The sequence below is a fragment of the Acetobacter ascendens genome, from assembly GCF_001766235.1.
GTDB classification, from domain to species: domain Bacteria; phylum Pseudomonadota; class Alphaproteobacteria; order Acetobacterales; family Acetobacteraceae; genus Acetobacter; species Acetobacter ascendens.
This window is the reverse complement of the sequence record NZ_CP015164.1, coordinates 1,230,735-1,243,227: the sequence shown is the minus strand read 5'-3', so window position 1 is coordinate 1,243,227 and position 12,493 is coordinate 1,230,735. Positions and strand designations below refer to the sequence as shown.

Annotated in this window: 10 protein-coding genes and 5 pseudogenes; 9 read left to right on the top strand and 6 right to left on the bottom strand. The window is 53.7% G+C overall.

The window, feature by feature from the left end:
- Positions 1 to 65: 65 nt before the first annotated feature.
- From A4S02_RS06005 to A4S02_RS05990, 3 genes and pseudogenes are all read left to right on the top strand, one after another.
- Positions 66 to 908 carry a thiamine pyrophosphate-binding protein gene (locus tag A4S02_RS06005; RefSeq protein WP_228142481.1) on the top strand — a complete coding sequence of 281 codons (843 nt, stop codon included), beginning with the start codon at positions 66 to 68 and terminating at the stop codon, positions 906 to 908.
- Positions 909 to 933: 25 nt separating this feature from the next.
- A protein-coding gene (locus tag A4S02_RS14975) for an IS5 family transposase (protein WP_099046885.1) occupies positions 934 to 1,691 on the top strand; the annotation gives its coding sequence in 2 pieces (ribosomal slippage) (positions 934 to 1,255 and positions 1,255 to 1,691; 759 coding nt in all).
- Positions 1,676 to 1,861 (top strand): annotated as a pseudogene (locus tag A4S02_RS05990) (IS110 family transposase); the annotation flags it as partial. The gene A4S02_RS14975 and the pseudogene A4S02_RS05990, both read left to right, overlap by 16 nt.
- A gap of 543 nt (positions 1,862 to 2,404) precedes the next feature.
- On the opposite strand, the gene A4S02_RS05985 reads toward A4S02_RS05990, so the two are convergent.
- Together A4S02_RS05985 and A4S02_RS05980 are read right to left on the bottom strand one after the other, a co-directional pair.
- Complete coding sequence (locus tag A4S02_RS05985) at positions 2,405 to 3,445, bottom strand: IS110 family RNA-guided transposase (protein ID WP_012813095.1); 1,041 nt, start codon at positions 3,443 to 3,445, stop codon at positions 2,405 to 2,407.
- 86 nt (positions 3,446 to 3,531) lie between these two features.
- Positions 3,532 to 3,798: pseudogene (locus A4S02_RS05980) on the bottom strand (TonB-dependent receptor); the annotation flags it as partial.
- Between the two features lie 99 nt (positions 3,799 to 3,897).
- On the opposite strand from A4S02_RS05980, the pseudogene A4S02_RS05975 reads away from it, so the two are divergent.
- The 3 genes and pseudogenes from A4S02_RS05975 to A4S02_RS14970 all read left to right on the top strand — a co-directional run.
- Positions 3,898 to 4,080, top strand: a pseudogene (locus A4S02_RS05975) (transposase); the annotation flags it as partial.
- A gap of 81 nt (positions 4,081 to 4,161) precedes the next feature.
- Positions 4,162 to 5,241 (top strand): IS5 family transposase, encoded by a 1,080-nt coding sequence (locus A4S02_RS05970; protein ID WP_070323235.1) that lies wholly within the window; start codon positions 4,162 to 4,164, stop codon positions 5,239 to 5,241.
- Between the two features lie 131 nt (positions 5,242 to 5,372).
- Positions 5,373 to 5,947: pseudogene (locus A4S02_RS14970) on the top strand (IS5 family transposase); the annotation flags it as partial.
- A 31-nt stretch (positions 5,948 to 5,978) separates the two neighbouring features.
- Here A4S02_RS14970 and A4S02_RS05960 read toward each other — a convergent pair.
- Positions 5,979 to 7,403: pseudogene (locus tag A4S02_RS05960) on the bottom strand (Hint domain-containing protein); the annotation flags it as partial.
- Between the two features lie 89 nt (positions 7,404 to 7,492).
- Here A4S02_RS05960 and A4S02_RS14965 point away from each other — a divergent pair.
- Positions 7,493 to 8,441 (top strand): IS630 family transposase gene (locus tag A4S02_RS14965; protein ID WP_249023703.1). Its coding sequence is split into 2 segments (ribosomal slippage): positions 7,493 to 7,833 and positions 7,832 to 8,441, totalling 951 coding nucleotides; the frame shifts between segments, so codons are not numbered across the junction.
- Positions 8,442 to 8,446: 5 nt separating this feature from the next.
- Here the strand turns inward: A4S02_RS14965 and A4S02_RS05945 are convergent.
- From A4S02_RS05945 to A4S02_RS05930, 3 genes are all read right to left on the bottom strand, one after another.
- Entirely contained in the window at positions 8,447 to 8,935 is a 489-nt protein-coding gene (locus tag A4S02_RS05945; protein ID WP_070323233.1) for an AIDA repeat-containing protein, read from the bottom strand.
- A gap of 176 nt (positions 8,936 to 9,111) precedes the next feature.
- Positions 9,112 to 9,866, bottom strand: a protein-coding gene (locus A4S02_RS14960) for an IS5 family transposase (RefSeq protein ID WP_087651418.1) whose coding sequence is annotated in 2 segments (ribosomal slippage) — positions 9,112 to 9,527 and positions 9,527 to 9,866 — 756 coding nt in all. Because the reading frame shifts where the segments join, the coding sequence is not laid out codon by codon here.
- Between the two features lie 61 nt (positions 9,867 to 9,927).
- Entirely contained in the window at positions 9,928 to 10,524 is a 597-nt protein-coding gene (locus A4S02_RS05930; RefSeq protein ID WP_070323232.1) for a hypothetical protein, read from the bottom strand.
- A gap of 248 nt (positions 10,525 to 10,772) precedes the next feature.
- Here A4S02_RS05930 and A4S02_RS16055 point away from each other — a divergent pair, with 248 nt between their 5' ends.
- Positions 10,773 to 11,336 (top strand): LysR family transcriptional regulator, encoded by a 564-nt coding sequence (locus A4S02_RS16055; RefSeq protein WP_228142480.1) that lies wholly within the window; start codon positions 10,773 to 10,775, stop codon positions 11,334 to 11,336.
- A complete protein-coding gene (locus A4S02_RS05920; protein ID WP_228142503.1) occupies positions 11,233 to 12,249 on the top strand; it encodes an IS110 family RNA-guided transposase in 1,017 nt (338 codons plus the stop codon). Before A4S02_RS16055 ends, A4S02_RS05920 begins: the two co-directional genes overlap by 104 nt.
- The last annotated feature ends 244 nt before the right edge of the window (positions 12,250 to 12,493 follow it).

Below are 12,493 nucleotides of genomic sequence, written 5' to 3'. Positions count from 1 at the left end.
CCAGATATAAATTCCTGCATGGTTCTGCCTTAGAGCATCCTCCATGCAGGAACGAGGAAAAAATTATGACAGACCAGACAACGCCAAGCACTCTGACAGATGGTTTCCATCTTGTTATTGAAGCCCTCAAGCTCAACAATATTTCCACAATGTTTGGTGTTGTCGGTATTCCGATTACGGATCTAGCTCGCCTTAGCCAAGCTGAAGGTATGCGGTTCATTAGTTTTCGTCATGAACAGCCTGCAGGCTATGCCGCAGCAATTAGTGGGTATCTTACAAAAACGCCGGGTGTGTGTTTAACAACATCTGCCCCCGGTTTTTTAAATGGTCTTGTGGCAGCAGCAAATGCCAACACAAACGGCTTTCCAATGATTCTGATCAGCGGATCAAGTAACCGTGCCATTGTTGATCTTCAGCAAGGGGATTACGAAGAACTTGATCAAATGAATGCGGCCAAACCTTTTGTAAAAGCTGCGTATCGGATTGATCGGTCAGAAGATATAGGCACCGGGGTGGCGCGTGCCATCCGTACAGCAGTCTCTGGGCGCCCTGGTGTTGTGTATCTTGATCTGCCCGCAGCCGTGCTGAGTGCAACAGTGGATGCTCAAGTCGGGCAGGCATCCTTGGTTAAGGTTGTTGATGCAACGGCTCCGCAGCGTCCAACGGATGAAGCGATTGAACGTGCAGCCAGTCTGTTGGCTACGGCAAAGCGCCCTTTAATCCTGTTGGGGAAAGGCGCCGCTTATGCGCAGGCAGACATAGCTATTCGTGATCTCGTTGAAAAGACTGGCATTCCGTTCCTGCCCATGTCCATGGCAAAAGGTTTGCTGCCCGATGGGCACCCGTTATCTGCTGCTTCTGCGCGGTCTTTAGGCTCAGGACCCATTGATTTGATTGCGGAAATCTGATTCAGCCTCTGTGAGGAGACTGAAGATGAGTGACCTGTATTGGCTGACCGAGGAACAGATGGATCGTCTGCGGCCCTTTTTCCCGAAGAGCCATGGCAAACCTCGCGTTGATGACCGTCGTGTGTTGAGTGGGATCATTTTCGTGAACAGAAATGGTCTGCGCTGGCGTGATGCCCCCCGGGAATACGGTCCACACAAGACGCTCTACAACCGCTGGAAGCGCTGGAGTGCTATGGGGATCTTCATCCGCATGATGGAGGGATTGGCTACTGGCAAGGCAGAGCCTCAGACAATCATGATTGATGCGACCTATCTCAAGGCCCATCGCACGGCTTCGAGCCTGCGGTTAAAAAAGGGGGCCCAGGCCGTTTGATCGGGCGGACCAAAGGCGGGATGAATACGAAGCTGCATGCTGTCACTGACCGGAACGGACGTCCGCTCAACTTCTTCATGACAGCAGGTCAGATCAGTGATTATACTGGTGCCGCTGCCCTTCTGGACAGTCTCCCATCAGCCGAATGGATGCTGGCAGACCGGGGCTACGACGCTGACTGGTTCAGAGAGGCCCTGGAGGAGAAAGGGATCAAACCCTGTATTCCTGGTCGAAAATCTCGCGCAAAACCGGTCAAATACGACAAACGGAAATACAAAAGACGCAACCGTATCGAGATCATGTTCGGCAGGCTCAAGGACTGGAGACGGGTCGCAACACGCTATGACAGATGCCCGACCGTCTTCTTCTCCGCAGTCTGCCTCGCCGCAACCGTCTTGTTCTGGCTATGAGTCCTGAGCCTAAGGCCCCTGCACCGGGAAGCTGGCTGGCACGGATGCTGGCCCGCAAGCCCCGTATGCTGGTAGCCATTGCGCTGGCCAACAGGATGGCACGAGCCATCTGGGCCATGGCAACAAAACAGGAGGATTATCGGGATCCGGCCCTGTCCGTGGCAGCCTGAGCGATGGCTCGGCTCCCGCGGATGGAACCGGTAGGGGTGTGAGAGGGCGATGACCTGAATGGGCGCATGATCGTCTGATCCGGATCGGAAAAACCAGTGGATTTCTCTGTGCTTTAAAGCACGCCTGTGAGATTTGGATCTGATCCGCTGATCACCATACTGGCCAGTGGCTTCTGAAAGGCCACATCAACAGGCCTTACAGAAGACCGCACACGATCACACGTCAATATGGGTCAGAAAACTCTTGCATAACGGACGGCAACCATATGTGGACGGCTCCCCCTTGCAAGGGGCTAGGCAAGAAAATGATCGGATCTTTGCTTCCATATGTCCGGCCTGTTGATGCGGCCATAGGGTCGCTGGCCAAGATGGCTTCCGCAGCGTGAGCCCCAAACACAGAAGCGGTCTTTGATGACCACTGGTTGCCACGGGTTTTCTCACGCCATGGATCGATCGATCACACCATCTGCTCTATTACTTGCAAGCCACGACCTCAGCTCGGCACGAGAGCGTCAAATGTCAGCGCATCGTGCCAGGCTAAGCTCAAACAGCAGCTGCGCCGGGTTGCTGCAGAAGGCGCTTATAGTGTTCGCCGCTGACCATCAGTTTCCAGGCAATCCGCGCAATCTTATTGGCAAGGGCCACCGCTGCGAGTTTCGGTTTTTTGCGCTCCAGCAATTCACGTAACCAAGATGAGGCATTCTTCCCATTGGTCCGCCGGGCATGCGACACGACTGCGGTCGCGCCAACCACCAGCGTGCTTCGCAAGACCTCATCGCCAGCGCGTGTGATTCTGCCAAGCCTTGTTTTTCCACCGGTTGAGTGATCCCTGGGCGTCAATCCGATCCAGGCCGCAAAGGCTCGACCCGATTTGAACAGATGCGGATCAGGCGTTTTCATCATCAGCAGCGCTGCGCCGATCGGGCCAACGCCCGGAATTTTCGCAAGACGCTGACTGCATTCGTTGGCGCGGTGCCATGCCATCACCTTGCCCTCAAGCTGTTCGATTTCACCTTGCAATTCAGCATATTCCTTTGCGTGAAGGGCAAACAACTCGCGCGTCAATGTGGGCAGGCTTTCGTCCGCAGCGATCCGATCAAGGAGTGCCTCAATCCGGCACATGCCTTTGGGCGCCGTGATCCCAAACTCGGCAGCATATCCCCGGATCGTATTGGCGAGCTGTGTGCGGTTCCGGATAAGTCGTGCCCGCATTCCAATCAGCATCAACGCTGCCTGCTCTTCCTCGCTCTTGAGCGGGACGAACCGCATTGTAGGCCGACTCATCGCTTCACAGAGGGCTTCCGCGTCGGCGGCATCGTTTTTCCCGCGCTTGACATAAGGCTTCACGAGCTGCGGCGCGATCAGCTTCACTGTGTGTCCCAGACACGAGAGCACCCGCCCCCAGTAATGGGAGGCGCCACAGGCCTCAATCGCGATTTCAATCGGGGGCAGTTTCTCAAAAAACTTTACCATCTCCCGGCGGGATAGCTTCCTGCGCAAAACAGGCTGCTCCTTCGCGTTTACACCGTGCAATTGGAAAACACTTTTTGACGTGTCCATGCCAATACGGATAATTTGTTCCATGGGTGGCCTCCTCTGTGAATTCTGCAACGACTTCACCTTGGCACATCGCGATGCCGTTGGGAGCCGTCCACCCCATCACAGAAGAAATCCCAGTGCCAGTTATCAATTTCGCCACGTAGGCCTGCGGTTACTTCCCAGTCATTTTCATCCATTGTCATGACAGGGGAATAGCCATTTGGATAAATGGCAGCGTAGGCTGGATAATTATCCAAAGAACTGGCTGTGCGATAATTTTGGAATGATTCTGCATGCCGGTGCGCATAAGTGGCCACTGCATAAGCTTCCAGATTATCCAGTATATGATATCCGGCTTTTACAGCTACAGTTTCGCGCGTTTGTTCAGGCTGGCCTACGGCGTGTCGTCAGTTAAGCCCTGAGAGTGGCACGTGAGGGTTGTACTTTGTGTCTGCGTGTGCTGACTGTTTTCCTGTTTTTTTTGGGGAGACAGACAGATGCGGCGCTATAGTTTACGCGATGACCAGTGGGAGCGGATAAAGGATCTTCTTCCTGGTCGAGAAGGCTATGTCGGCGGCACTGCGGTGAACAACCGTCTGTTCGTGGAGGCGGTGCTGTATCGCTATCGCGCCGGTATTCCATGGCGCGACCTTCCTGCCCGTTTCGGTGACTGGAAAAACGTGGAGGGTTCTAAAAACCCCCTGGTTTTGAGGTCTTCTGTATGATTCTATTTCTTCTGCGTTGATTGAGGGAATGGCGATATGAAGCAGTCTGGTTTCTTTGATGTTGAAGAGCGTCTTGCCCGGCTGAGTGGGCTTGGCGATCAGCTCGAAGCGTTTTCCCGGACTGTGGATTTTGAAGCGTTCCGTCCTGATCTGGACAAGGCCCTGGCGTATTCCGATGGAAGCAAGGGCGGACGACCGCCATTTGATCCTGTGCTGATGTTCAAGATCCTGGTGATCCAGACGCTCAACAATTTGTCTGATGAGCGGACAGAGTATCTGATCAACGACCGCCTGTCGTTCATGCGCTTTCTGGGATTGGGGCTGTCGGACCGCGTGCCGGATGCCAAAACGGTCTGGCTGTGTCAAAAGCGTTTGACACAGGCGGGTGCCATTGAAAGGCTGTTTGACCGATTTGACGCGACCCTGCGGAACGCCGGTTATCTCCCGATGTCCGGCCAGATCCTGGATGCAACACTGGTGGCTGCTCCAAAGCAGCGCAATACGAACGCTGAGAAAGCGGATCTCCGGGCAGGACGTATTCCAGAAGACTGGCAGGACAAGCCCGCAAAGAGGTCGCATAAGGATCGTCATGCGCGCTGGACACTGAAGTTCACGAAGGCGAAGCGGCAGGATGATGGAACCATGCCATCCAGCGATCTCGCCATCCCGTTCTTTGGCTATAAATCGCATGTTTCCATCGATCGGAAATACCGGTTCATCCGCAAATGGAAAACAACGCATGCCGCTGCCAGTGATGGCGCGCGATTGAGAGAGGGGCTTCTGGATAAAACCAATACGGCCTCAAGTGTCTGGGCCGACACGGCCTATCGCTCAAAAGCCAACGAAGACTTCATGGAAAAGCAGGGCTTTGTCTCCAAGGTTCATCGCAAAAAGCCGCATCTCAACCCTATGCCCCGGCATATCCAGAAATCAAATGCTGGAAAGTCGGTCATCCGCTCGCGTGTCGAGCATGTCTTTGCCGATCAGAAGTCACAGACGGGGCTGTTTGTCCGGACTGTCGGTATCAGTCGAGCCACCATGAGGATCGGGCTCGCCAATATCGTCTACAATATGCGCCGCCTCCTCTTCCTCGAAAGATTGAACGCGAGCGCATAGCCATCCAGCGAGAGACAACTCCCAATCTGCTCAAAACGCAGACTGGACGCCATCGCAAAAACCGTCAATCAAATCGCCAAAACCCAGAAATTACCGGCCAAGCACATCAATCAAGAGTTCTTCGATCCCTCCACGTGCACCGGCGTCTGCGCCGCTGGTGTGAAAGCGGCGTCATCGAACGGATATTTCGTTATCTGGCCGCTGATTACGACAACGAATACATGATGATCGACAGCACAATTGTCCGAGCGCATCAGCATAGTGCCGGAGCTCTCAAAAAAGGGGCACGGATCAGGCCATCGGACGATCACGAGGCGGGCTAACTACAAAGATCCATGCCATCTGCGACGCTCTGGGCAATCCAGTGGAACTCGGCATCACACCGGGACAGGATGCCGATATCACCCAGGCAGAACCACTTCTGGAAAACATCGAACCGGATGCTTTCCTTGCTGACAAGGCGTATGACGCGGACAGGTTGATCGATCGGCTGATACAGCGCGGGATTACCCCGGTCATCCCGCCAAAACGCAACAGAACGACACGACGGAAAACCGATTTTTCTCTCTACCGCGAACGGAACCTTGTTGAGAGGTTCTTCAATAAACTCAAGCAGTTTCGCGCTATCGCAACCCGCTACGATAAACTGAAATCGACCTTCCTCGCAGCCGTGCAGTTCGCCTCAATCATCATCCTGCTTAACTGACGACACGCCGTAAGAGAGAGATACTTTTATTTTAAGCAGAGCGTGCTTTTGTTTCTACCATTTTCTGATCATCGATCAGATAGGGGCCTGCAGCACGGATAGTCATGGAAAGAATACCCATTTTGCCATGGCGCAGATGCTCACCAAGAGGCAGCACAGCGTTACCATTGGTCCATGCGCAATCGGTCCAATCGGTAGCGTGCCAACCTTCGGGCTTTTCAGCCTGAAGATGTGTTGTGATATCATACTGCTGCTTGGTAGAAAGCAGGTGTATATCTGTAACAGCAACCCCCATGTAACGGCGATCATCCACAAACGGCCCGATAACATCAGCCGGGCGGCTGGCGCGTGAGATAATGCGGACAGACTGGATGCCGGAAGGCAGCATAAAGCTGTAGTGTTGGCCGTTGTGGCGCATTGGGCGAATAACTGCGCCTGTTTGTGTAATCAGGTGCAGGTCAGGATCATTGGTCTGTTCCTGCGTGAGAACAGGAACTTCACGGCTGATAACACTATTTTCCCGGCATTCCAGTTTGCGGAAAAGTGCTTCCACAAATGCGCGATCAACACACAGCGGGGCTGCGGCATCATCTTCCCAAGAGCGGGTTTTACCACCGAGTGTGACAACGGAGCCTTCCTGACGGAAGGAACGGCGGTTCCCTGTATCCAGATAGCTTTCGGTCAGCATGCCATCAGATGTGATAACAGAATGCTGTTCTGTTTCCACATGGTAGTAATTGTAAGACGTGATGGATTTGTCGTAGAAGATAGAAACACCATTTACCAGCATACGAGCAGGCACAAACTTGCCTTCAAAGAACAGGCAATGTTCTGGCGTAATCAGCATGTCCTTGTAGGGTACGCCTTCTGCAATGGCATCTTTCAGAATACGAACAGGGTATCCTGCCTCATCATCCAGCAGGCCAGCGCGCACTGTTGCATGGGTTTTACCAACCCAGACCACGGGGTGGGTGACTTCCTTGTTGTTCTTCCAATCAAACGCAACAACCTGATCACCAATCTGGAGGTTTTCAACCGCCACATCGCCTTCTGGTGTACGGATCATGCTGCCAGAGAGGAAGCAGACTTCATAATTCAGCCAACCATCAGAGCCATCGGCCAGCGTGAAGCCATAATTACTGACACCAACAATGTTCAACGTGATGTTGTTGCCATTGCTCAGGGTCAATTGCACCTGATCTGCACTGGGATAGGTTACAGCAGAGACATCTGCCGCTTTTACGCCTGCCAGCTCAATGCTGTCCGAATTGCTTGCAGAAGCACCATTGAACCCGCTGATAACAGTGTGGAGCGTGCCGCCAGATGCTAGGCCAGAGATAACCAGCCCAGTGGTGGTGTCACCCTGCAGGTCTACAGAACCGCCAGCGTTGTTCCAGATAGTTGCAGAACCACCATCTTCAATAGTGACGGTGCCGGAAATGGTTGCGCCGCTAGAGCATAATCCGATCTAATAGGTTCATTTTAAGATTCCCATACTGGTCGAAATCTGATTCATACTATGTGCCGGTATGGAGGCCGGCCCGTATGACCCGAGCCCTGTCTGCTGACCTTCGCCGCCGCACGATTGCGGCTGTTGCCTCTGGCATGACCCGTCGTGCGGCGGCGGTTCGTTTTGGTGTGTCTTCGTCGAGCGTTATCCGCTGGGTTGCTGAGTGGCAGGCCAGCGGTCGTGACCATGCGCTTAAACAGGGCGGCGATCGCCGTTCTCACCGGATTGAAGCGTGGTCAACCTTCCTGCTGGCCGCGATTGAAACAAAGGCCGATATTTCCCTTGTCGAACTGGCGGAGACACTTGCAGCGGAACACGGTGTCCGCTTTGCGCCGAGCACGATCTGGCGCTGTCTCGACCGTCACGACATGACCATCAAAAAAAACGGCGCACGCCAGCGAGCAGACACGGCCCGACGTCGCACAGCAGCGCGAGGCCTGGTTTGACAGCCAGCCTGACCTTGATCCGACCCGTCTGATCTTCATCGACGAAACAGCCGTCTCAACGAAGATGGCTCGCCTGCGGGGGCGGTCACAACGGGGCACGCGCTGTCGGATGTCCGTGCCCCACGGGCACTGGAAAACCACGACGTTCATCGGCGGGCTGCGCCTCTCCGGCATGACAGCACCGATGATGCTGGACGGCCCAATGACCGGCGAATGGTTTGCCGCCTATACCCGCAAGGTGCTCGTTCCAACCTTATCACCGGGAGACGTCGTCATTCTGGACAATCTGCCCGCCCATAAAGGAGCCGTTGCCCGCGAGGCTGTGGAGGCAGTCGGCGCCAGGTTGTTGTTCCTGCCGCCCTACAGTCCTGATTTCAACCCGATCGAAAACATCTTCGCCAAAATGAAGGCGTGGATCAGACGGGTGGCACCGCGAACCCTCGACGCTCTTCAAAATACCGTCTGTGGAGCAATTGACGATATCTCTCATCGCCAGGCCGCCGCGTGCTTCACCGCCGCTGGATATGAACCAGACTGATCGGATTATGCTCTAGCAGCACTGATCTGCCCGCCATTGGCAACGGTGGTTGTGCCCAGAATGCTGTTGGCATCTGCATAAACATTACCACCGCTATTAACGGTCGTGCCTGTGGCTGTGCCGCCGGAGGTAATTTCTATAACACCGCTGTTATTAACGGTTGTGTTGGAAGCCGTGCCAGCGACAGCCAGCCCCCCATTGCTGGACACGATCGTGCCGGACGCAACGGCACCACTGTTTACAGCGAGGGAACCATTTGTTTCCACCGTAACATTGTTGGCGGAAGCCCCAGCACTCACGACTGCCAGGCCACTGTTTTCAACTGTCGCTGAGTTCAGAACACCATTTGCATCAACATAGGCAGAGCCACCATTGATGGTACCGCCTGTGGCTGTGCCGCCGGAGGTAATTTCTATAACACCGCCGCCACTAACAGTTGTGTTAGAAGCCGAGCCGTAAACACCTACACCTACACCAGCACCGCTGGAAACCACAGTGCTGGTAGCAACACCGCCGCTTTGAATAGCAAGATTATTGCCAGATTGCAGAGTGGTATTTGAAAGCTGTGCGCCAGACTGTACGATAATGGTCGCGCTTCCGGCTAAGGGGGTTTCGTTTGTGTCTGACGCACCACTTCCTAAAACAAGTGTGCCGCCACTACGGCGTGTCGTCAGTTAAGCAGGATGATGATTGAGGCGAACTGCACGGCTGCGAGGAAGGTCGATTTCAGTTTATCGTAGCGGGTTGCGATAGCGCGAAACTGCTTGAGTTTATTGAAGAACCTCTCAACAAGGTTCCGTTCGCGGTAGAGAGAAAAATCGGTTTTCCGTCGTGTCGTTCTGTTGCGTTTTGGCGGGATGACCGGGGTAATCCCGCGCTGTATCAGCCGATCGATCAACCTGTCCGCGTCATACGCCTTGTCCGCAAGGAAAGCATCCGGTTCGATGTTTTCCAGAAGTGGTTCTGCCTGGGTGATATCGGCATCCTGTCCCGGTGTGATGCCGAGTTCCACTGGATTGCCCAGAGCGTCGCAGATGGCATGGATCTTTGTAGTTAGCCCGCCTCGTGATCGTCCGATGGCCTGATCCGTGCCCCTTTTTTGAGAGCTCCGGCACTATGCTGATGCGCTCGGACAATTGTGCTGTCGATCATCATGTATTCGTTGTCGTAATCAGCGGCCAGATAACGAAATATCCGTTCGATGACGCCGCTTTCACACCAGCGGCGCAGACGCCGGTGCACGTTTTTCCAGTCACCGAAACGGGCAGGAAGGTCGCGCCATGGAATACCCGCGCGATAGCGATACAGCACCGCCTCCACGAACAGACGGTTGTTCACCGCAGTGCCGCCGACATAGCCTTCTCGACCAGGAAGAAGATCCTTTATCCGCTCCCACTGGTCATCGCGTAAACTATAGCGCCGCATCTGTCTGTCTCCCCAAAAAAACGGGAAAACAGTCAGCACACGCAGACACAAAGTACAACCCTCACGTGCCACTCTCAGGGCTTAACTGACGACACGCCGTAGAACCCCACATAAAATGTGGAGGGGAGTTGTAGGCGCTAATCGTCCCACCATTAAGCGTAACTTTGGTTTCGCTGGCGCCGGCTGAAAACGTTGCTGTCGCACCGGTATTGATTGTCGCGCTGGTGAGGCTGCCGCCACCGCTAATGAGTAAGCTGTTTCCAGACTGCAAAACCACGTTGGAAAGGCTGGCGCCATCATCAACGATAATAGAGGCACTGCCGGCTAAAGGGGATTCACTACGATCAATGGCGCCGCTTTTTAACTCCAGACGGCCCCCGGCAGAACCCCAGTTAAAAGTTAAACCACCCGAGACATTATTATACGAAACGATGGAGCCGCCGTTAAGAACGGCACCACCACTAATGATACCATTATTATATACAGTAACGGAGGCGCCACTATCGATGATGTGGGTGCCTGTCCACGAACCGCCAGCCTCAATAATGACAGACGAAAAAGTATCCCCATAATATGTATTATTTGGACCTGACGGGATGGTGCCTTGCCCACCTACGGCCCCATCAATCCATAATACGCCGCTTGTAACGCCTGTCATTCGGGTTATTTCCTTAAAGATTATTCAAACAAATTGTCTGTTGTGGGTGAAGCTTCCATCTGCGGAATCAATAAGGACAGCGGATGGTTAAACTCTTCACAATGGTAAATGTAGAGGGTTTGCTAACAAACAGAAATTGAAAAAAAGTTGTCATCCATCAACGGTTTGGTTTTTTCAAAACGACAGCTTAAAATAAATTTATATGTCTGGTATGCTAAATTTTAACCTTGATAAGGGATTCCGCTGGAATGATGAAGGTGGCTAAACTGCCTGACCTACGCATACATATGAAATTACGCCATTTTCGGCTGGTAGAAATGCTGGTTGCAACCAAAAGCATTCGCCTGGCTGCAGAGCGTCTTAATATCACGCCAGCTGCTGTTTCAAAATCTTGCCTGGAATTAGAAAATATTCTGGGTATGAAACTTTTTATTAGAAACAAAGGAGGTCTGATTCCAGATCCTATTTGTGAACGCTTTATTATTGCAGGCAGAAGAATTGATTCCGAACTCAAAAACCTTACAGCCGACATTATGCTGTATGAAGAAAGTTTTCATGGAAGTGTAAGAATTGGCTTTCAAGCAACATTGTCGCGGATTTCTTCTGTGATGGGGTGGACGGCTCCCAACGGCATCGCGATGTGCCAAGGTGAAGTCGTTGCAGAATTCACAGAGGAGGCCACCCATGGAACAAATTATCCGTATTGGCATGGACACGTCAAAAAGTGTTTTCCAATTGCACGGTGTAAACGCGAAGGAGCAGCCTGTTTTGCGCAGGAAGCTATCCCGCCGGGAGATGGTAAAGTTTTTTGAGAAACTGCCCCCGATTGAAATCGCGATTGAGGCCTGTGGCGCCTCCCATTACTGGGGGCGGGTGCTCTCGTGTCTGGGACACACAGTGAAGCTGATCGCGCCGCAGCTCGTGAAGCCTTATGTCAAGCGCGGGAAAAACGATGCCGCCGACGCGGAAGCCCTCTGTGAAGCGATGAGTCGGCCTACAATGCGGTTCGTCCCGCTCAAGAGCGAGGAAGAGCAGGCAGCGTTGATGCTGATTGGAATGCGGGCACGACTTATCCGGAACCGCACACAGCTCGCCAATACGATCCGGGGATATGCTGCCGAGTTTGGGATCACGGCGCCCAAAGGCATGTGCCGGATTGAGGCACTCCTTGATCGGATCGCTGCGGACGAAAGCCTGCCCACATTGACGCGCGAGTTGTTTGCCCTTCACGCAAAGGAATATGCTGAATTGCAAGGTGAAATCGAACAGCTTGAGGGCAAGGTGATGGCATGGCACCGCGCCAACGAATGCAGTCAGCGTCTTGCGAAAATTCCGGGCGTTGGCCCGATCGGCGCAGCGCTGCTGATGATGAAAACGCCTGATCCGCATCTGTTCAAATCGGGTCGAGCCTTTGCGGCCTGGATCGGATTGACGCCCAGGGATCACTCAACCGGTGGAAAAACAAGGCTTGGCAGAATCACACGCGCTGGCGATGAGGTCTTGCGAAGCACGCTGGTGGTTGGCGCGACCGCAGTCGTGTCGCATGCCCGGCGGACCAATGGGAAGAATGCCTCATCTTGGTTACGTGAATTGCTGGAGCGCAAAAAACCGAAACTCGCAGCGGTGGCCCTTGCCAATAAGATTGCGCGGATTGCCTGGAAACTGATGGTCAGCGGCGAACACTATAAGCGCCTTCTGCAGCAACCCGGCGCAGCTGCTGTTTGAGCTTAGCCTGGCACGATGCGCTGACATTTGACGCTCTCGTGCCGAGCTGAGGTCGTGGCTTGCAAGTAATAGAGCAGATGGTGTGATCGATCGATCCATGGCGTGAGAAAACCCGTGGCAACCAGTGGTCATCAAAGACCGCTTCTGTGTTTGGGGCTCACGCTGCGGAAGCCATCTTGGCCAGCGACCCTATGGCCGCATCAACAGGCCGGACATATGGAAGCAAAGATCCGATCATTTTCTT